We start from the raw sequence: 19,438 nt of genomic DNA, 5'->3' as shown, positions 1-19,438 counted from the left end.
CGCGGCCACTGACGATTTTCCAGGCGGGATGACGATATGAACGTTGAAAAAATCTTCGCGAGCCGCGGTCCGCTATGGGCGGTTTGTGTCCTGGTGTGCTGCCTGTGGGCGAGCGTGCCTTGGGTCGCGCACGCCACGACCTTGGCCGTACTGCAGCAACCGGCGCTGCCCACGGCCAAGGCGCCACGCGCGGTATTGCTCGGGCTGGCCCGGGCCGGTGAGCGCCTGGTGGCGGTCGGTGAGCGCGGGATCGTGCTGCTTTCCGACGATGCCGGAATGAATTGGCGCCAGGCCAAGGTGCCGGTCAGCGTCAGCCTGACGGCGGTGCAATTTGTCGATGCCGAACAGGGCTGGGCGGTCGGTCATCTGGGCGTGGTACTGCACACCCGGGACGGCGGCGAAACCTGGGAAAAGCAACTCGATGGCGAGCGTGCGATCGCCCTCGCGATGCAGGTTGCAGAGCGCGATGCCGATGAGCCCGGCGGTGCCAGCCAGTTGACGCAGGCTCGGCATATGCTCGCCGACGGGCCGGATAAACCGCTCCTTGACCTGTATTTCGTTGATCGCCTGCACGGCTACGTCGTGGGGGCGTACAACCAGATCTACCGTACCGACGACGGCGGGCGTAGCTGGCAACCGTGGATGCGTCATGTCGACAACCCGCAGGGCTTGAACCTGTATGGCGTCCGCGGCGTGGGCAAGGACCTGCTGCTGGTGGGAGAGCGCGGCCTGCTGTTGCGTTCGAGCGATGGCGGACAGTCGTTCCACGCCTTGAAGTCACCGTATGAAGGCAGTTTTTTCGGCCTGCTTGGCACCCGCGACGGGGCCTTGATTGCCTACGGTCTGCGTGGCAATGCCTGGTGGTCGGACGATCGAGGCAACAGTTGGCGACGCCTTGAGACCGCTATCGAGTCGACGCTGGCGGCGGCGCTTGAGCTGCGCGACGGCAGCCTGTTGTTGGCCAGCCAGGGCGGTGAGTTTTTATTCAGCCATGACCAAGGCCGCAGCTTTGACAAGCGTCAGAGCCGCAGCGGTGGCACGGTTGCCGCCGTGCAACAGGCGGTCGATGGCAGCCTCGCCAGCGTCGGTTTGAGCGGCGTGGCCGCCGACCAGGATCCGCGAGGCTCCAGTAAACCTTGAAACTTCACGGTGTAGCGCTATCGGGCCACGGCTCGTGCAACAGGAGTCAAACTTGAAAGACGACAGAATCCAAACCGTGATCGGCCGCCAGGAAGACTTCGACCGGACGTCGGGCAATTTCGCCGAGCGGGCGATTTTCAACCATCGACCGCTGGTAATCCTGCTGTGCCTGCTGGTGACCCTGGTGCTGGGCTGGCAAGCCACGCGCATCGGTATCAATGCCAGTTACGAGAAGACCATTCCCACCGGGCATCCCTACGTCGCCAACTTCCTGGAGAATCGCAGTGAGTTGAGTGGCCTGGGCAATTCGCTGCGCATCGCCGTGGAGGTCAGGCAGGGCAGTATTTTCACCAAGGACTATCTCGATACTCTGGCCAGGCTCAATGATGAGCTCTATCTGCTACCGGGCGTCGACCGCCCCTATATGAAATCGTTATGGACCCCGACCACGCGCTGGACCGCCGTGACGGAGGAGGGGCTCGATGGCGGCACGGTGATCCCTGACGATTACGATGGCTCGGCCAGCAGCATCGAACAGGTGCGCACCAACGTCGGCCGTTCCGGTGAAGTCGGCCAGTTGATCGCCGGCAACTACAAGTCCAGTGTGATCTTCGTGCCGCTGCTGGAGATCAACCCGCAGACGGGCAAGGCGCTGGACTATGGTGAGTTTTCCCGGCAACTGGAGGCGTTGCGAGACAAGTACCAGACCGACGACCTGCGGATCCATATCACCGGCTTTACCAAGATCGTCGGCGACCTGATCGAGGGAATGACCCAGGTCCTGCTGTTTTTCGTGGTGGCGGTACTGGTGACGGTGATGGTGCTGTTCGGCTACACCCGTTGTGCGCGCAGCACCCTGGTGGTGGTGACCTGTTCGCTGGCCGCCGTGCTTTGGCAACTGGGGCTGCTGGCACTGCTCGGTTACGAGCTGGACCCATACTCGGCACTGGTGCCGTTCCTGGTGTTCGCCATCGGCATGAGCCACGGCGCGCAGAAGATGAACGGCATCATGCAGGACATCGGTCGGGGCACCCACCGGGTGGTTGCCGCGCGTTATACCTTCCGCCGGCTGTTCGCCGCCGGCATCACCGCCTTGCTCTGTGATGCGGTGGGCTTTGCGGTGTTGCTGCTGATCAACATCCGGGTGATCCAGGACCTGGCGGTCACCGCCAGCCTCGGGGTGGCGGTGCTGATCTTCACCAACCTGATCCTCTTGCCGATCCTGCTCAGCTACATCGGCGTCAGCCCGGCAGCGGCGCAACGCAGCCTGAGCGCGGAAACCACCGAACAGCAAGCGCAGATCAAACATCCGCTGTGGCGCGTGCTCGATCTGTTCACCCAGCGGCGCTGGGCCATTGGCGCCATGCTGGCTGGCTTGTTGTTGGCCGCGTCTGGTTTTGCCGTGAGCCTGCACCTGAAGATCGGCGACCTGGACCCCGGCGCTCCGGAACTGCGTGCCGACTCTCGTTACAACCGCGATGCGCTGTTCATGACGCAAAACTATGCGGCCAGCTCGGACATCTTCGTGGTCATGATCAAGACCCCGGAGGATCAGTGCACCCGTTACGCCAGCCTGTCCGCGGTCGACGCGCTGGCCTGGCAACTGGAGCAATTGCCCGGCGTGGAATCGACCACCTCGATGGCGGCGCTGAGCAAGATCGCCACGGCCGGGTATAACGAGGGCAATTTCAAATGGTATGAACTGATACCCAACGACGGCGCGCTGGGCGCCGTGCAAACCCGCGCGCCACGAGAGCTGTTCAACCAGGGCTGCTCGATGCTGTCGCTGTACGTCTACCTGGCCGATCACAAGGCTGACACCTTGAACCGCGTGGTGGAGGCCAGCGAGCAGTTCATCGCCGGACATCAGCTGCCAGAGGTCAAGTTCATGCTGGCAGCCGGCAGTGCGGGGATTGAAGCGGCGACCAATATCGTCGTGAAGAAATCCATGCGCGAGATGCTCTTCTGGGTCTACGGCGCGGTCAGCCTGTTATGCCTGCTGACGTTCCGCAGCTGGCGCGCCACCCTCTGCGCGATGCTGCCGCTGATGCTCACCTCGATTCTGTGCGAGGCGCTGATGGTGGGGCTGGGCATGGGCGTGAAAGTCGCGACGCTGCCGGTCATCGCCCTGGGCGTGGGCATCGGCGTCGATTACGCGCTCTATGTGCTCAGCGTGATCCTGGCGCGCATGCGTGCCGGCGACACCCTCGCCCAGGCGTACTACCAGGCGCTGTTGTTCACCGGCAAAGTGGTATTGCTGACGGGCATGACATTGGCGGTGGCGGTGTCGACCTGGGCTTTTTCACCGATCAAGTTCCAGGCCGACATGGGGATCTTGCTGGCCTTCATGTTCCTGGTGAACATGCTTGGCGCCCTGATCCTGCTGCCGGCCCTGGCATGGTGGCTGTTGCCGCGGAAGGTGTTTGAAAAGAAGCCTGAACTGAGCCGGCGGGAGCGCTGGGTGAGGGGCTGAAACGGTGATCCTGTGGGAGCGAGCCTGCTCGCGAAAGCGGAGCGTCAGTCGGTGAACAGGCTGAGCGTGCAGGCCCTTTCGCGAGCAGGCTCGCTCCCACAAGGGAACTTGGGGCAGACCTTTGTCATGACCACCGAAAGTCCGATGTGGGAGCAATAGCCCCGTCAGGATTTCTGCGCCACCGGCTCTGCCGTGCCCAACCGTGGCCCGGCCGAACGGCGGATCACGCTGAGGATGGCCAACGTCGCCACCACCAATCCAGGGGAAGTCGCCAGCAGTACCGCAGTGGTCCCGCCGCCAGCCGCGAGGATCTGGCCGGCGGCCAAAGGCCCGGCCACCGAGCCCAGGCGCCCGATGGCAACGGCTGCGCCGACGCCGGTTGCGCGCACCGCCGTAGGGTAGGAGGGCGGCGCCGAGGCATAAAGCACCAGTTGCGCCGCCATGACAAACAGCCCGGCGGCAAACCCGGCGATGCCCATCGGCATGATGCCCACCGACAAACCGACCCCGGCCAGGGCGCTCAGCAGGCCGGCATAGACAAACAGCACTACCTTGACGGCGTTGAAACGGTCCAGCAACAAACCACCGATCAACGATCCCAGGGCCCCGCCGATGTTGAACAGCATCTGCACCAGGCCGGCCTGGGGTTTGCTGAAACCTTGTTCCACCAGCAAAGAAGGCAGCCAGTTGAGCAGCATGTACATCACCGTCAGGGTGAAGAAATAACTCAACCAGAGGCCCAGCGTTGTCAGCCCCCGGCCTTCGCCGAACAGCGCCTGACCGGTCGAACCACGGACCTCGCCCGCGACGTGTCGTATCTGCTTGAAAGCACTGGACTCCGGCAGCCACAGCAGCATCAACGGCACCACCAGCAAGGGCGCCAGGCCACCGATGAAGAACGTCATCTGCCAGTGCTCGCCAAAGGTCATGGCGACCACTGCCGCCAGCGCGCCACCCAGCGGAACCCCGGCGTACATGACACTGATGGCGGTACCACGGCGTTGTTCGCCCACGGCTTCAGCGCACAGGGCGATGAGGTTGGGCAGGGCGGCGCCCAGTCCCAGGCCGGTCATGAAGCGCACCAGCAGCAGGCTGGAGAATTGCTCGACAAACGCGGTGCCGAGGGAAAACACGCCGAACAGCAGGACAGCGGCAATCAGGATTTTCTTGCGGCCGATGCGATCGGCAATCCAGCCGCCGAAAAACGCACCTGGCAGCAGGCCGATGATCCCCGCGCTGAAGACCCAGCCCATCATCTTCGGGTCCAGGGCGAAGGTCTGTCGCAAGCCGGCAGCGGCGGTGCCGGCCGATTGAAGATCAAAGCCTTCGATCAGCGCGACGATGAAACACAGGGCAATGGTCAACGTCGCACGACGCGGCGGATGGTTCATGGCGAATCCTCTTATTGTTTTTGTCGGGACTGCGGCTCGAAGGGGACCCCGCAGCGCGGGATTAAGATTAACAAAGCTAACTAAAAAATGAATCGCGAGGAGCTAACTCGCGAAATCTTTGGTTTCTCTTGGAAATTCAGCAGGTTGACACCTACAGGAGAAACAGTCGTCATATTGGTTAATTATATTAACGTTCGATTATCGGACATTGCCGATTGACGAAGTACCGGGCCGTTTCCATTCTCTGTCCGCACAGCCCTCCACTCGGGGCTGCCTCGATAGAAAACAACAACAAAAAGCGGACATCGAACATGCCAGATATCATCCGGAACGCCCAGGCGGCGATCCCTGTTTCACCGCTCGTTCACTGGTTGGCCGGAACCGGGCTGAGTCTTCTTTGCAGCGTGGCGCTGGCCGAAGGTTTCATCGACGACAGCCACGGCACGTTGACCCTGCGAAATTACTACATGGATCGCGATTACAAGGACGACGGCGCCAAGACTGCGGCCCGGGAGTGGGCCCAAGGCGTGTTCATGAACGTCGAGTCGGGCTTTACCCCCGGTACGCTCGGATTTGGCCTGGATGTACGGGGGCTGCTGGGCATCAAGCTCGACTCCTCGCCGGACCGCAGCGGCACTGAACTGTTGCCGGTGTCGAGCAGCGACAAGCGCGCGGCGGATGAATACTCGCGGCTGGGCGTGACCGGCAAGTTGCGTTTCGGGCAAACCACGGTAAAGACCGGCGATGTCTCGATTTTCCTGCCGTTTGCCTTCGCCAGTCCGTCGCGGCTATTGCCGCAGACCTTTCGCGGGACAACCCTGAGCTCCAAGGACGTCGACGGATTGGCGCTGAACACCGGTTACATCGATCGCATCGCCCGGCGCGATTCTACCGATTACCAGCCGATGAGCATCGCCTCGCCCAATCGTCGTTTCAACGGCGCGGCGACCTCGTCTCACATGGCGTACGTGGGAGGCGATTATCAGGTCAACAAGGATCTCGGCCTGCGCATCTACCACGCCGAAGTTGCCGATCTGTACCAGCAGAATACCTTCGCCTTGCTGCATAACCTGCCATTGGGTGATGGAGTGCTGACCACCGATCTACGGAGTTTTTTCAGCAGCGAGGAGGGTGCCGCCAAGGCTGGCAAGGTGGATAACCGCAACGTCTCGGCGCTGGTCGGTTATCGCCTGGGCGGGCATCGCGTCAGCCTGGGCTACATGCATTCGAGCGGCGATACGGCAACACCGTACGTGTCGGGCACCGAGCTGATGGGTTTGAGCGAAATGACCATGAGTTCGGACTTTCTCAATGCCAAGGAGCGCACCTGGCAAGCGATCCACGATTATGACTTCGCCGCCGTTGGCGTGCCTGGCTTGCGGACCCGGTTGCGTTACGTGCGTGGCGACCATATCGAGCTGGCGGCCCTTAATGCCGAGGATCGCAAGGAGCGTGAGTTCCAGATGGAGTTGGGTTATGTGATCCAGAGCGGCCCGCTGAAAAACGTCGGCCTGCTGGCGCGCAAGTCGATCTACCGAAACGACTTTCCGGGAACGGCGGCGTTTCGCGATGAAAACCAGACCCGGTTCCTGGTGACGTACAGCGTGCCGATCTGGTGAAGCCAGTGAAGAGGTCCATGTGACCAGCCTTTGTGGCGAGGGAGCTTGCTCCCGCTGGGCTGCGCAGCAGCCCCAAGCTATTGGCCGCGACGCTTCAGGCAAACCGCGTCTACTGTGTTGGGGTCGCTGCGCAGCCCAGCGGGAGCAAGCTCCCTCGCCACAGGGAGGAGCGAGGTTCCTTACTGATAAACCTTCTTCAGCAACCGCAGCAGTTCCTCGCGCTCGGCACCATTGAGGGCGGCGGTGGAGTCCAGGTCGCTCTGGGCGGCGATCTGCTTGAGCTCCTTGAGCAGGGTTTCGCCGGTCTTGCTCAGGAAAATCCCGTAGGAGCGCTTGTCCGGCTTGCAGCGCACCCGTACGGCCAGGGCGCGGCTTTCCAGTTTGTTCAACAAGGGCACCACTTGCGGTGGCTCGATGGCCAGCGCCTTGGCCAGATCGGCCTGCATCAGGCCGGGGTTCTGGTCGATGATCGCCAGGGCCGAGAACTGGGCCGGTCGCAAGTCGTGGACCGCGAGACGGCTGATCAGGTTCTGGAACAGTTTCAACTGCGCGCGACGCAAGGCGTAACCGATCAGGTCATCCAGCGCGGAATCCAGCGGCGCCTGCGTGTCGGTACCGTCGGCCAGGGGCGCCGCGGCGGCTTCGGCAAGCTTGGAAGACTTGGCCATCGAAAGGTGCATCCTCAAGGTCAGTGATTAACAAGGCTATCCAGTTTGCCGGGGTTGCCGCTCGGTGGCTACGGTCGCTGGTATTTTTTGTTCTCCGGCGTTGCATCCAGGCCGCCAGGAAAATACAGATAAATCGATTAATAGTTAATTGACATAACTAATATTCAAGGTTAGTTTTTCTCCATCTTCAGCCAAGAACAAGAGAGCACGCGCCATGAGCAATTACGAAGGTCGCTGGACAACGGTCAAGGTCGACATCGAGGAAGGCATCGCCTGGGTAACCCTCAATCGCCCGGAAAAACGCAACGCCATGAGCCCGACCCTCAACCGCGAGATGATCGATGTGCTGGAGACCCTGGAACAGGATCCCGCCGCTGGCGTGCTGGTGCTGACCGGTGCGGGGGAGGCCTGGACCGCCGGCATGGACCTCAAGGAATATTTCCGCGAAGTGGATGCCGGGCCGGAAATCCTCCAGGAAAAAATCCGTCGCGAAGCCTCGCAATGGCAATGGAAACTGCTGCGCATGTACGCCAAGCCGACCATTGCCATGGTCAACGGCTGGTGCTTCGGCGGCGGCTTCAGCCCGCTGGTGGCGTGCGACCTGGCGATCTGCGCCGACGAAGCCACCTTCGGCCTTTCGGAAATCAACTGGGGCATCCCGCCCGGCAACCTCGTGAGCAAAGCCATGGCCGATACCGTGGGCCATCGCCAATCCCTGTACTACATCATGACCGGCAAGACCTTCGGCGGGAAAAAAGCCGCGGAGATGGGCCTGGTCAATGAAAGCGTACCCCTGGCACAGCTGCGTGAGGTCACCGTGGAGCTGGCGCGCAACCTGCTGGAGAAAAACCCGGTGGTGCTGCGCGCGGCCAAGCATGGTTTCAAGCGTTGCCGCGAGCTGACCTGGGAGCAGAACGAGGACTACCTCTACGCCAAGCTGGACCAGTCGCGCCTGCTCGACACCGAGGGCGGCCGCGAGCAGGGCATGAAGCAGTTCCTGGACGACAAGAGCATCAAGCCGGGCCTGCAAACCTACAAACGCTGAGACGACAGCGCGGCGGGCGCCATCGTGGGCCCGCAGGTTGTTCGTCCAAGGCCCTCGGCGCTACTGTGAACGTGTTCCCGATAAAGACAATAAAGAGGAATCACCATGCTGGACGTGCCCCTGTTGATTGGCGGCCAGTCGTGCCCGGCCCGCGATGGCCGGACCTTCGAGCGCTGCAACCCGGTGACCGGTGAAGTGGTGTCCCGCGTGGCCGCCGCCACGCTGGAAGATGCCGACGCCGCCGTGGCCGCCGCACACGCTGCCTTCCCGGCCTGGGCCGCGCTGGCGCCCAACGAGCGTCGCACCCGTCTGTTGCGCGCGGCCGAGCAGTTGCAGGCGCGCAGCGGCGAATTTATTGCCGCCGCTGGCGAAACCGGCGCCATGGCCAACTGGTACGGCTTCAATGTGCATCTGGCTGCAAACATGCTCCGCGAAGCCGCCTCCATGACCACGCAAATCAATGGCGAAGTCATCCCTTCGGACGTGCCCGGCAGTTTCGCCATGGCCTTGCGTCAGCCGTGTGGCGTGGTGTTGGGCATCGCGCCGTGGAACGCCCCGGTCATTCTCGCCACCCGCGCAATCGCCATGCCCCTGGCGTGCGGCAACACTGTGGTACTCAAGGCCTCGGAAGTCAGCCCGGCCGTGCACCACCTGATCGGCCAGGTGCTGCAGGACGCCGGTCTGGGCGATGGCGTGGTCAATGTCATCTGCAATGCGCCCACGGATGCGCCGGCCATTGTCGAGCGCCTGATCGCCAACCCGGCGGTACGGCGGGTCAACTTCACGGGCTCGACCCACGTCGGCCGCATCGTCGGCGAACTGTCGGCGCGTCATCTCAAGCCGGCATTGCTGGAGCTGGGCGGCAAGGCACCGCTGCTGGTGCTCGATGACGCCGATCTTGACGCAGCGGTGCAGGCGGCGGCGTTTGGGGCCTACTTCAACCAGGGCCAGATCTGCATGTCCACCGAGCGCCTGATCGTAGACGCGAGCGTGGCCGATGCCTTTGTCGCCCGACTGACCGCGAAGATTGCGACCCTGCGCGCCGGCGATCCTGCCGCGGGTGATTCGGTGCTGGGCTCGCTGGTGGACACCAGCGCCGGACTGCGCATCAAAGGCCTGATCGACGATGCCCTGGCCAAAGGCGCCAGACTAGTCGCCGGCGGCCAACTGGACGGCAGCATCCTCCAACCGACCTTGCTCGACGGGGTCACCCCGGACATGCGCCTGTACCACGAAGAGTCCTTCGGACCGGTGGCGGTGTTGCTGCGCGGCGACGGTGACGAAGCGTTGCTGCGCCTGGCCAACGATTCCGAGTTCGGCCTGTCGGCGGCGATCTTCAGCCGCGATACCAGCCGCGCCCTGGCGCTGGCCCAACGAATCGAATCCGGCATCTGCCACATCAATGGCCCGACCGTGCACGACGAGGCGCAAATGCCCTTCGGCGGGGTCAAGTCCAGCGGCTACGGCAGCTTTGGCGGCAAGGCCGCCATCGAGCATTTCACCCAGTTGCGCTGGGTGACGATGCAGAACGGCCCACGGCATTACCCGATCTGAAAATCCGTCGCATCGCCGGCGATGGGCCGCCCGAGCCATCGCCCGATGCAGGCCAGACATGACAATCACAAGGCCGCAGCCAGACGCTGCCACGCTCCGCTCGCGTCAAGCGACCCGAGTGTGCCTTGATGGAGGAGATGCACCGTGAGTTCCGAGTTCAGATCATCCTCCCGGCCCGAACCTGCGCGCTATCGCCAGGTGTCGATCGGGCATCCAGCCGTTGAAGTGAAGGAAGAGCAGGGCATCCTGCAGATGCGCTCCCTGGAGCCCTTGGCGCCGTTGCCGTCGCGCCTGCTCGATCGCCTGGTGCACTGGGCCCGGGTGCGACCGGACCAGACGTTCATTGCCGCTCGCGAAAACCAAGGCGATTGGCGTCACGTCAGCTATGCGGAAATGCTCGACAGCGTGCGGGCCATTGCCCAAGGCCTGCTTCGTTATGGCCTGTCGGCCGAAAAACCCCTGGCGCTGCTCTCGGGTAACGACATCGAGCATTTGCAAATGGCCTTGGGCGCGATGTACGCCGGGATTCCCTATTGCCCGGTGTCGCCGGCCTATTCGTTGCTGTCCCAGGATTTCGCCAAGTTGCGGCACGTCTGCGACCTGTTGCAGCCGGGGCTGATATTTGTCAGCGAGGCCGCGCCGTTCGAGCGCGCGATCAATGCGGTATTGCCTATGGATATCCCCCTGGTCAGCGTGCGCGGAGAAATACCCGGCCGCGCCAGGACAAGCTTCGCCAGCCTGCTGGCGCAGCCGGGCGGCAGCGAGGCCGAGCGGGCTTTCACCGCCACCGGCCCGGACAGCATCGCCAAGTTCCTGTTCACCTCCGGCTCCACCAAGCTGCCGAAGGCGGTGATCACCACCCAACGCATGCTTTGCGCCAACCAGCAGATGCTCTTGCAGACCTTCCCGGTGTTTGGCGAGGAACCACCAGTGCTGGTGGATTGGCTGCCCTGGAACCATACGTTTGGTGGCAGCCATAACGTCGGCATCGTGCTGTACAACGGCGGCACCTTCTATCTGGACGATGGCAAGCCCACCGTCCAGGGCTTCGCCGAAACCTTGCGCAATCTCAAGGACATTTCCCCAACCGCTTACCTGACCGTGCCCAAGGGCTGGGAGGAATTGGTCAGCGCGCTGGAACAGGACGCCGAACTGCGCGAGCGCTTTTTCAAGCGCATCAGCCTGTTCTTCTTCGCCGCGGCGGGGCTTTCGCAGAGCACCTGGGATCGCCTCGACAAGGTGGCCGAGCAGCATTGCGGCGAGCGCATCCGCATGATGGCCGGCCTGGGCATGACCGAAGCGTCGCCGTCCTGCACCTTCACCACCGGGCCGCTGTCCATGGCCGGCTACATCGGCTTGCCGGCGCCAGGTTGCGAAGTGCGGATGGTGCCGGTGGACGGCAAGTTCGAAGGGCGCTTTCGCGGGCCACACATCATGCCCGGCTACTGGCGGTCGCCGCAGCAGACCGCCGAGGTGTTCGACGAGGCCGGTTTCTATTGTTCGGGCGACGCCATCAAGCTGGCCGATGCCGCCAACCCGCAGTTGGGGCTGATGTTCGACGGGCGCATCGCCGAAGACTTCAAATTGTCCTCCGGCGTGTTCGTCAGCGTCGGGCCGTTGCGCAACCGCGCGGTGCTGGAGGGCACGCCGTACGTCCAGGACCTGGTGGTGACGGCGCCGGACCGCCCGCACCTGGGCGCGCTGGTATTCCCGCGCCTGCATGACTGCCGGCGCCTCTCGGGCCTGGCGCAGGACGCCAGCGACGCCGAGGTCCTGGCCAGCCCGCCGGTGCGCCAGTGGTTTGCCGACTGGTTGCAGCGCCTGAACCGCGAAGCCAACGGCAACGCCAGTCGTGTGGAGTGGATCGCACTGCTCGACGAACCCGCTTCCATCGACCGTGGCGAAATCACCGACAAGGGCTCGATCAACCAGCGCGCCGTGTTGCAATGGCGCGCGGCGAAGGTCGAGGCGCTGTATCGGGGAGAAGACCCAACGGTCCTGCGCGCTGGCAATTAACACCAAACCCTGTGGGAGCGAGCCTGCTCGCGAATGCGGTGTATCAGCGAGAATTGGATATTGCTGAACCACCGCTTTCGCGAGCAGGCTCGCTCCCACATTTGATTGCAATTACTATGGCGGCTCTCTCTTCTCTGGAAATCACTTGGATGAGCAAGCCCGGCCAAACGGTGCTGGTTGCGTTGCGTCGGATGATCGCCTCCGGCGAGCTGGCGGCCGGCGAGCGGCTGATGGAAATTCCCACGGCGCAGTTGTTCGGCGTCTCGCGGATGCCGGTGCGCATGGCGTTTCGCACCCTGGAGCAGGAAGGGCTGCTGGTGCGTTTTGGCGGGCGGGGTTTCCAGGTGCGCTCGGTCAGCGCCGAGGAGATTGCCGGGGCGGTGGAAGTGCGTGGGGTGCTGGAGGGCCTGGCTGCCCGGCAAGCCGCCGAACGCGGTTTGTCCGAGGAGGCTCGCCGGGCGCTTGAGCAGTGCCTGGTCGATGGCGACGAACTGTTCGCCAAAGGTTATGTGACCGAAGAGGACCTGGAGGTCTATCACGACCTCAACATGCGTTTTCACCAGGTAATCGTCGAGGGCAGCCACAACCCGGCCATCGCCGACGCCCTGGCGCGCAACGATCACCTGCCGTTCGCCTCGGTCACGGCCCTGGCGGTCGACCGCCAGAACATGGCCGGCGAATACCGGCGCTTCAACTATGCCCACATGCAGCATCATTCGGTGTTCGACGCGCTGGTCAATCGCCAGGGCGCCCGGGCCGAGGCGATCATGCGCGAGCACGCCAACGCGACCCTGCGCTACGCCGAGGTGTTTGGCTCGACGCTGGCGGATGAGCGGATGAAGGTAATCCTTAGAACTGAATGACCTTTTAATGTGGGAGCGAGCCTGCTCGCGAAAGCGTCAGTTCAGAAACATCACTGTTTTCTGACAGACCGCTTTCGCGAGCAGGCTCGCTCCCACAGGGTGTTGTGGTGTTCCAGAGATCCAACATCCACACAGAATATTGTGGTGTTCTGAAGGTCGAGCACCACACATAAGGTTTTGGTACTCAGAGATCCAGCACCAACAACGGCGTCCTCGACCTCGAACAGCACGGCGTGAACTGGTCGTTGCAGGCTTGCTCGGCTTCGGTCAGGAACATGTCCCGATGGTCCGGCACGCCTTCCAGCACGCGGGTCAGGCAGGTGCCGCAGACGCCTTGCTCGCAGGAAATCGGAACCTCGATGCCATGGCTTTCCAACACCTGGACCACGCTGCGGTCCGCCGGCACCTCGAAAACCTGACCGCTGCTGGCAAGCTTCACCGAGAAGCGGCCATCGCCTGCGGTGTCGATCGGCGCCGCGGCGAAGTATTCCCGGTGCAGATTGGCTTCCTGCCAGCCCTGGGCCTTGGCGGTGTCGAGGATGTGCTGCATGAACCCGCCAGGACCACAGACATACAAGTGCAGGTCGGCGCTGGGCGAAGCCAGTACCCGAACGGCATCCAGTGCCGTGGCGGGTTCTTCATCGAAATGCAGGAATACCCGGTCGGCGTAAGGCGACTGCTCCAGGCGTTGGACAAAAGCGGCGCGGTCCCGGGACCGGGCACAGTAGTGCAATGCGAACGCAGCGCCGCTCTGGGCGAGGTGCTCGGCCATGCACAGGATCGGCGTGATGCCGATGCCGCCGGCGAACAGCAGGCTGCCCTGGGCCGCAGGGGCCAGGGCAAACAGGTTGCGCGGTTCGCTGATCAGCAGCCGTGCGCCCGGCTGGATTTGTTCATGCAGGCTGCGTGAGCCACCTCGTGACGAGGGATCCCTGAGCACGCCGATGAGGTAGCGATGCCGTTCCTCCGGGTGGTTGCACAGCGAGTACTGGCGAACCAGCCCATCGGGCAAATGCACGTCGATATGGGCGCCGGCGGTAAACGCCGGCAATGGCTGACCGTCGATGCTGGTCAGCTCGTAGCTGCAGATGTCCGGGGTTTCAATAGTGCGTGCCGCGACCTGGACTTCGATCATGGCCGTTGCTCCGCGTGTTGCGGCTGCCGGGTACTGGCGATCAGGGCGGCCTGTTGCTCACGCTCGCGGGCGATCCAGCGTTCCAGTACCCGACGCGACTGCACGCCGCCGGCATCAATGTTGAGCTTGAGCAGATTGCGTTGCGGATGGTCCAGCAGGTTGCGCTGCTGGCGTTCGAGCATCTCCAGGTCTTCGCTGAAGATCTTGCCCTGGCCCTCGCGAATACTCGCGGTCAGCGCTTCGTCCTGAGGCTGGAAGTGGCGGGCCATGCCCCAGAAGTACCAGATGGAGGTCTCGGTTTCCGGCGTGATGAAATCAACGACGATGCTCGACGCCTTGCATTGCGGCGCGGCGTGATAGCCACCGTGGCCGGCATGGGCCACGCCGACTTCGATCATTACGTGGCTGGGCGGGGTGAATCGGCAGATCTGCCAGCGATCCACCGGTACGTCGTCGGCCAGGTTGTTGCCGCGCAGCGCCATGCGCCAGAAGGGCGGAGCCATGATATTTTCCATGTGGCGGGCGGTGACCACCTCGTCGCCTTCGACCGTGGTCACTGGCGGTGCCTCATCGATTTCCTTCTGGCCGATGCTCGAGGCATGCACGTAGGTTTCGTGGGTCAGGTCCATCAGGTTGTCGATCATCAGGCGATAGTCGCACTGGATATGGAAGAGCCCGCCGCCATACGCCCATTCCTGATTCTCCGCCCATTCCAGAGGGTGGATCAGCGAGGGGTCGGCCAATGCCTGCTCACCCGGCCAGACCCAGATAAACCCGTAGCGCTCCTGCACGGCAAAGGTCTTGTTGCAAGGAAATCCCCGAACCCGTTGCCCGGGCATCTCGACAGTCTTGCCGTCGTCCCCCATGACCAGCCCATGGTAGCCACACACCAAGTTGCCATTCTCGACATAACCGAGCGAGAGCGGTGCGCCTCGATGGGGACAGAAGTCCTCGACGGCGGCGACTTTGCCGGCTTGCCCGCGGTAGAAAACCATTTTCTCGCCACAGATCTGTCGGCCCAGCGGCTTGTCGGCAATCTCGTCCGGGGTGCAGGCAACGTACCAGGCGTTCTTGGGGTACATGAGAGGGATCTCCAGGCTGGTTTTGTTTTTATCTGTGGATCCATTAACTCTCTTAACTAATTTGCTTGTCAACGATTTTGGTGGTTGCGCAGATGATCGGTGTTTATCAATGGATCCATTGACAGCTTTAAAACCGATAGGCCGCCGGCACTTGCGCCTCGATGAATCGCTGCATGTGTTCGAGGAAGCGCGCCTGCAGTTTCGACAGCGGTCCATGGATTGGCAGCAGCATGCTGAAGTCCATTTCAATGGCCGGTTCGAAGGCACGGAAGACGATGCCGTTGCCGCGGTATTCAACGGCACTGATGGCGTCTACCAGGGCGACGCCCAGGCCTTGCTCAACAAAAGTGCACATCGGTTGGGACAATTGGGTTTCCAGGCGCAGCTCACGCTCGACGCCGTGAGCGGCGAAAATGGCGTCGATGTGTTGCCGGGAGCCGATGGATTGCGGATAGGAAATGAACCGTTCGCCCTGCAGGTCTTCCGGCTTGATGGACGCGCGGTCCTGTAGCCGATGGCCGGCGGGCAGGGCGCAGAGCATGCGCGTAGCCAGCAGCTTTTCGGCGCGGGGACTCGGGTAGGTATTGGGCAGGACGATCAGGCCCAGGTCACAGCGCTGGCCTACCACCAGGTCGACGACTTCCCGCGAGGAATGCACCACCAGCGAGATCTGCACCTGCTCATGCTCGGCCATGAACGCGGCAATCGCCCGCGGCAGGAACGACAAACCCATGGCCGGCGCGCAGGCAATGTGCAGCGAACCGCGCTTGAGGTTGCGGATGTCCTGGGCCGTGCGCGCGATCCGCTCCACCCCCAGCAGCGAGCGCTGCACCTCCTGATACAGCGTCATCGCCTCGGCGGTCGGTTGCAGCCGGCCCTTGATACGGTCGAACAGGCTGAAGCCGATGTCTTCTTCCAGGCTGGCAATCAACCGGGTCGCGGCGGGTTGCGAGATGTGCAGCATTTCGGCGGCGCGGGTCACCGTCTGGCCGAGGATCACCGCGCGAAACGCTTCCAGCTGGCGGAGGTTCATAAGGATGCTCACCCATAACAAAAAGACATGAGCTATCAAAAATAAAGCATTTTTAATGAGCGTGGCAGCATCCTAGGATCGATCGCATGAACTCGCCCGGCCATGAATCGGCACTTCGCCGTACTTCAAGGCCTTTGGAACAGCGATAAAGCAGTCATGCAAAAAACTGATGTGATCATCGTAGGTGGCGGCCTGGTGGGTATGTCCATTGCCTATGGCCTGGCCCTGCTCGGGCGCCAGGTGAGCGTGCTCGACGAGGGCGACGACGCGATTCGCGCCGCCCATGGCAACTTCGGTTTGCTCTGGGTCCAGGGCAAGGGCTACGGAATGAGCCCGTATGCACAATGGACCCGTGATTCGGTGGCGCTGTGGCCGCGCTTCGCCGAAGCGCTGCAAGCCGACACGGGTATCGATATCCATCTGCGCCAGCAGGGCGGTTTCCAGTTGTGCCTGAGCGAAGCGGAAATGGCCGAGGAAGCCGCGCGCCTGGCCTGGCTGCGCGAGGCCCTCGACGGTGATTATCCCTATGAGCTGCTGGACAGAGCACAACTGCGCGGCCGTCTGCCGGGTGTCGGCCCCGACGTGGTGGGCGGCTGTTTCTCGCCCATGGATGGTCACGTCAACCCGCTCAAGCTGTTGCGTTCGCTGTATGCGGCCTGCAAAGCGCGTGGCGTGACGTTGATCAATGGTCACCGCGTCGAGGCCATCGAACCGCACGCCACGGGTTTGCAACTGCGCGCCGCCGATCAGCGCTGGTCTGCCGCTCAGGTTGTCCTGGCCGCGGGCCTGGGCAATCGGGGATTGGGCGAAAGGGTCGGATTGGACGTGCCCGTGCAACCCAATCGCGGGCAGATCCTGGTGACCGAACGACTCAAGCCGTTTCTCCATTACCCCACGACGTATGTGCGCCAGACCGACGAGGGCACCGTGCAACTGGGCGATTCCCATGAGTCGGCCGGCTTCGACGACAGCACCGGCAGCCAGGTCATGGCCGCGATCGCCCGACGCGCCGTGCAGTGTTTCCCACTGCTGGGTGACGTACGCCTGGTGCGGGCCTGGGGCGCGTTGCGGGTGATGAGCGCCGACGGGTTTCCGATTTACGAAATGCCCCAGGGCTGCCCGGGCCTGGCGGTCGTCAGTTGCCACAGCGGCGTGACCTTGGCCGCTGTTCACGCCCTGCGCCTGGCCCCGTGGATTGCCGGCGAGTTCGATGACCCAGCCGTCAAGCCATTCGGCCTGCAGCGCTTCAATTCGCCAACCGAGGTGCGTCATGTCGGCTGAAAGCCTGTTCCGGCCTTTGGCCGTCTCGCAGAACCAGGTACTGATCGAGTTCGACGGCAAGCCCTTGAGCGTGCCGGGTAATGTCTGCCTTGCGGCGGCGCTGCTCGCCAGCGGAGTTCGGCAAAGCCGTGAAAGCGCTGTCAGCGGCAGGCCCGCTGCGCCGTACTGCCTGATGGGCGTGTGCTTCGAATGCCTGGTGCAAGTGGACGGCCAGGCCAACGTCCAGTCGTGCCTGGTGGCGGTGCGCCCGGGCATGCGTGTGCAACGCCAACGCGGCGCCGTCAGCCTGGCGCCGAACGAGGAGGGGACCGATGAGTAAAGCCGTGATCGACTTGATCATCATCGGTGCCGGACCGGCCGGCATGAGCGCCGCCATCGAGGCCAGGGACCATGGATTGTCGGTCGTGGTGCTGGATGAGCAGGCCAGTCCTGGCGGGCAGATTTATCGCCAGGTGCTTCAAGCCGATGCCCGCAGCCGCGCGGTGCTGGGCGAAGACTACAGCGCCGGTGCGCAGCTGGCGGCGGATTTTCTCCAATGCGGAGCTCGTTACCTGCCCAACGCGGCGATCTGGCAAGTCACCCCCCAGCGTGAGGTGCACTACCTGAACGACGGCTGCGCAGAGGTTTTGCGCGGGCGCAATCTGCTGATCGCCACGGGCGCCTTCGAACGGCCGATACCAATTCCCGGCTGGACCTTGCCTGGGGTCATGACGGCCGGTGCGGGGCAGATCCTGCTCAAGAGCGCGGCGCTGGTACCGGCTGGGCCGGTGGTCCTGGCGGGTTGCGGTCCGCTGTTGTACCTGCTGGCGGCGCAGTACCTGCGCGCCGGCATTGCCGTCGAGGCGCTGGTCGATACCAGCCACCGTCGCGAGCTGCTGCGGGCCTGGCGACTGATTCCCGGTGCGTTGCGCGGCTGGCGCGACTTGTTCAAGGGCGTGGGGCTGCTGGCCGAGTTGAAGCGTGGCGGCATCCGCCACTTTCGCGGTGCCGGCAACCTGCGTGTCGAGGGTGAGGACTGCGCCAGTGCACTGAGCTTCGATTGTGGAGGGCAGCACTTGCGAGTGCCCGCCGGATTGATTTTATTGCACCAGGGTGTGGTTCCGCACACGCAGATCAGTTGGTCGTTGCGCCTGGAGCATGACTGGAGCGAGGCGCAGCTGTGCTGGATTCCACGGCGCGATGGCTTCGGCCAAACCAGCGCACCGGGCATTTTCATCGCCGGTGACGGCGCTGCGATTGGCGGCGCGCAGGTGGCGCGCCTGGAAGGGCGACTCGCTGCGATGGCGATTGCCGGTGTTTCCCGTGGAGCACGCGGCCTTGAGAAAGGCCTGCGTCGTGCTCGTGCTGCGCGGCCCTTGATCGATGCGTTGTATCGCCCCCCGGCAGAAAGTTGCGTCCCACCCGACGACGTCATCGTGTGTCGCTGCGAAGAAGTCACGGCTGGCGCTATCCGCCGCTACGTCGACCTCGGTTGCCTGGGTCCCAACCAGACCAAAGCCTTCAGCCGTTGCGGCATGGGCCCGTGCCAAGGGCGCCAATGCGGCTTGAGCGTCACCCAGATCATCTCCGCCCAGCGCCGCGTGTCGCCCGCTGAAGTCGGTTACTACCGCATCCGTCCCCCCCTCAAACCCATCACGCTGGCCCAACTGGCCGGCGAACGTCACTGCGTCGAGGAACCGTCATGACCATTCAACGTATCGAAAGCAACCCGCGCCTGAGCCGCAGCGTCGTGCACAACGGCGTGGCCTGGCTCAGCGGCATCGTCGCCGCCGATTGCAACCAGGACATCCAGGGCCAGACCCGCCAGGTGCTGCAGCGGATCGACGAATTGCTCGCCGCGTCGGGCAGCGACAAGCGCCGCCTGCTCAGCGTGCAGATCTGGATGAAAGACATGGGCCGCGATTTCGCTGCGATGAACGCAATCTGGAGCGACTGGGTCGACGCCGCGCACACCCCGGCGCGAGCCACCGCACAGGTGGCGTTCGATGACCCGCAGATCCTGCTGGAACTGATCGTGACCGCGGCGGTGTAGGACCGCCGGACGCCGCTGTGCCGCTATCGGGCAAGACCACCGCCAGAGTGGTCGCCCGCGCTTGTTCAGATTGCTGCTGCCATAACGGACGACTTCCCGTGGAGCG

General features: G+C 63.3%; 16 protein-coding genes. 11 read left to right on the top strand and 5 right to left on the bottom strand.

The genetic code is table 11. The features are described from left to right. The first annotated feature begins 36 nt into the window (after nt 1-36). Together J3P86_RS14255 and J3P86_RS14250 are read left to right on the top strand one after the other, a co-directional pair. Complete coding sequence (locus tag J3P86_RS14255) at nt 37-1,140, top strand: WD40/YVTN/BNR-like repeat-containing protein (RefSeq protein ID WP_434698236.1); 1,104 nt, start codon at nt 37-39, stop codon at nt 1,138-1,140. A 52-nt stretch (nt 1,141-1,192) separates the two neighbouring features. Then, a complete protein-coding gene (locus J3P86_RS14250) occupies nt 1,193-3,613 on the top strand; it encodes an efflux RND transporter permease subunit (RefSeq protein WP_434698235.1) in 2,421 nt (806 codons plus the stop codon). A 164-nt stretch (nt 3,614-3,777) separates the two neighbouring features. Here J3P86_RS14250 and mhpT read toward each other — a convergent pair whose 3' ends face one another. After that, the gene (gene mhpT, locus J3P86_RS14245) at nt 3,778-5,004 is read right to left on the bottom strand and encodes a 3-(3-hydroxy-phenyl)propionate transporter MhpT (protein ID WP_434574056.1); all 1,227 of its coding nucleotides are present in this window, start codon (nt 5,002-5,004) and stop codon (nt 3,778-3,780) included. Between the two features lie 311 nt (nt 5,005-5,315). On the opposite strand from mhpT, the gene J3P86_RS14240 reads away from it, so the two are divergent. Then, nucleotides 5,316-6,623, top strand: a complete 1,308-nt coding sequence (locus J3P86_RS14240; protein ID WP_434698234.1) for an OprD family porin — start codon at nt 5,316-5,318, stop codon at nt 6,621-6,623. A gap of 179 nt (nt 6,624-6,802) precedes the next feature. On the opposite strand, the gene J3P86_RS14235 is transcribed toward J3P86_RS14240, so the two are convergent. After that, entirely contained in the window at nt 6,803-7,291 is a 489-nt protein-coding gene (locus J3P86_RS14235; RefSeq protein ID WP_434574059.1) for a MarR family winged helix-turn-helix transcriptional regulator, read from the bottom strand. A 214-nt stretch (nt 7,292-7,505) separates the two neighbouring features. Here J3P86_RS14235 and J3P86_RS14230 point away from each other — a divergent pair, with 214 nt between their 5' ends. The 4 genes from J3P86_RS14230 (at nt 7,506) to J3P86_RS14215 (ending at nt 12,769) form a co-directional block, all read left to right on the top strand. Continuing rightward, the gene (locus J3P86_RS14230) at nt 7,506-8,336 is read left to right on the top strand and encodes a p-hydroxycinnamoyl CoA hydratase/lyase (RefSeq protein WP_305500902.1); all 831 of its coding nucleotides are present in this window, start codon (nt 7,506-7,508) and stop codon (nt 8,334-8,336) included. Nucleotides 8,337-8,441: 105 nt separating this feature from the next. Continuing rightward, a complete protein-coding gene (locus J3P86_RS14225; protein WP_434630879.1) occupies nt 8,442-9,890 on the top strand; it encodes an aldehyde dehydrogenase in 1,449 nt (482 codons plus the stop codon). A gap of 144 nt (nt 9,891-10,034) precedes the next feature. Beyond that, complete coding sequence (locus tag J3P86_RS14220) at nt 10,035-11,906, top strand: feruloyl-CoA synthase (protein ID WP_434698233.1); 1,872 nt, start codon at nt 10,035-10,037, stop codon at nt 11,904-11,906. Nucleotides 11,907-12,055: 149 nt separating this feature from the next. Next, on the top strand, nt 12,056-12,769 hold the full coding sequence (locus J3P86_RS14215; RefSeq protein ID WP_434698232.1) for a GntR family transcriptional regulator: 714 nt from the start codon (nt 12,056-12,058) through the stop codon (nt 12,767-12,769). 184 nt (nt 12,770-12,953) lie between these two features. On the opposite strand, the gene J3P86_RS14210 is transcribed toward J3P86_RS14215, so the two are convergent. The 3 genes from J3P86_RS14210 to J3P86_RS14200 all read right to left on the bottom strand — a co-directional run bounded on the left by J3P86_RS14210 (nt 12,954) and on the right by J3P86_RS14200 (nt 16,019). Beyond that, nucleotides 12,954-13,904: a PDR/VanB family oxidoreductase gene (locus tag J3P86_RS14210; RefSeq protein WP_434698231.1), complete on the bottom strand. Its 951-nt coding sequence runs from the start codon at nt 13,902-13,904 to the stop codon at nt 12,954-12,956. Beyond that, nucleotides 13,901-14,986, bottom strand: a complete 1,086-nt coding sequence (locus tag J3P86_RS14205; protein WP_434630890.1) for a Rieske 2Fe-2S domain-containing protein — start codon at nt 14,984-14,986, stop codon at nt 13,901-13,903. The genes J3P86_RS14210 and J3P86_RS14205 overlap by 4 nt, the downstream gene beginning before the upstream one ends. A 127-nt stretch (nt 14,987-15,113) precedes the next feature. Further along, the gene (locus J3P86_RS14200) at nt 15,114-16,019 is read right to left on the bottom strand and encodes a LysR substrate-binding domain-containing protein (protein WP_434630892.1); all 906 of its coding nucleotides are present in this window, start codon (nt 16,017-16,019) and stop codon (nt 15,114-15,116) included. A gap of 156 nt (nt 16,020-16,175) precedes the next feature. Between J3P86_RS14200 and J3P86_RS14195 the strand changes: the two genes are divergently transcribed. Genes J3P86_RS14195 through J3P86_RS14180 form a run of 4 tightly spaced genes read left to right on the top strand, consistent with a single transcriptional unit; the run spans nt 16,176 to nt 19,332 of the window. Then, on the top strand, nt 16,176-17,300 hold the full coding sequence (locus J3P86_RS14195) for an NAD(P)/FAD-dependent oxidoreductase (protein WP_434698230.1): 1,125 nt from the start codon (nt 16,176-16,178) through the stop codon (nt 17,298-17,300). Then, entirely contained in the window at nt 17,290-17,619 is a 330-nt protein-coding gene (locus J3P86_RS14190) for a (2Fe-2S)-binding protein (protein WP_434698229.1), read from the top strand. Before J3P86_RS14195 ends, J3P86_RS14190 begins: the two co-directional genes overlap by 11 nt. After that, nucleotides 17,612-18,985 (top strand): FAD-dependent oxidoreductase, encoded by a 1,374-nt coding sequence (locus J3P86_RS14185; RefSeq protein WP_434698228.1) that lies wholly within the window; start codon nt 17,612-17,614, stop codon nt 18,983-18,985. Before J3P86_RS14190 ends, J3P86_RS14185 begins: the two co-directional genes overlap by 8 nt. Beyond that, on the top strand, nt 18,982-19,332 hold the full coding sequence (locus J3P86_RS14180) for a RidA family protein (RefSeq protein ID WP_434600848.1): 351 nt from the start codon (nt 18,982-18,984) through the stop codon (nt 19,330-19,332). Before J3P86_RS14185 ends, J3P86_RS14180 begins: the two co-directional genes overlap by 4 nt. The last annotated feature ends 106 nt before the right edge of the window (nt 19,333-19,438 follow it).

The organism is Pseudomonas sp. D1-1 (assembly GCF_051132225.1).
Lineage (GTDB): Bacteria > Pseudomonadota > Gammaproteobacteria > Pseudomonadales > Pseudomonadaceae > Aquipseudomonas.
The sequence above is the reverse complement of the archived record's forward strand: the minus strand, read 5'-3'. Positions and strand labels throughout refer to the sequence as shown.